1 pseudogene is annotated in these 428 nt (G+C 61.4%); it reads right to left on the bottom strand.

Going from position 1 to position 428, the window contains the following annotated elements:
• Positions 1-322: pseudogene (locus tag EN859_RS35435) on the bottom strand (transposase); the annotation flags it as partial.
• Positions 323-428 lie beyond the last annotated feature (106 nt).

The following is a 428-nucleotide window of genomic DNA, read 5'->3' as shown; positions in this document are numbered from 1 at the left end:
CTTCGATCCGCTTACGAATGCGCAGGCTGACCGCATAGCCGGGATGCCTCGTCGTGCGCGCATCGAGAGCGCTTCGACGCAGGATGCCGTTCTTGTCGACATACTCATGCTTGGCGATGTGCGGGGTGACCTTGCGCTTGCGCAGGGCGGCGACAAACTCGCGCGCGTCGTAGGCCTTGTCCGCGCCGAGCGTGATCCGCCGCTTGGCGCCCAATCGATCCAACAACGCCAGTGCCGCTTCCCGCTCGGCTGCCCCGGTCGCCGGCGTCAGCGTCGCGCCGATCACCAAACCGTTGCGGTTCTCCATCAGGACATGACCCATCAAAGGCATCGGCCTTCGACAGCCTTGGGATTTGATTTCGGAATTCGAAGTTATCGAGGATCTCCTGCACGTTTGGCGAGAAATCATCCAGGAAGGCTTCGAAATC

This window comes from Mesorhizobium sp. M00.F.Ca.ET.216.01.1.1 (assembly GCF_004010325.2).
GTDB lineage: Bacteria > Pseudomonadota > Alphaproteobacteria > Rhizobiales > Rhizobiaceae > Mesorhizobium.
This window is presented reverse-complemented; position numbering and strand designations above follow the sequence as displayed.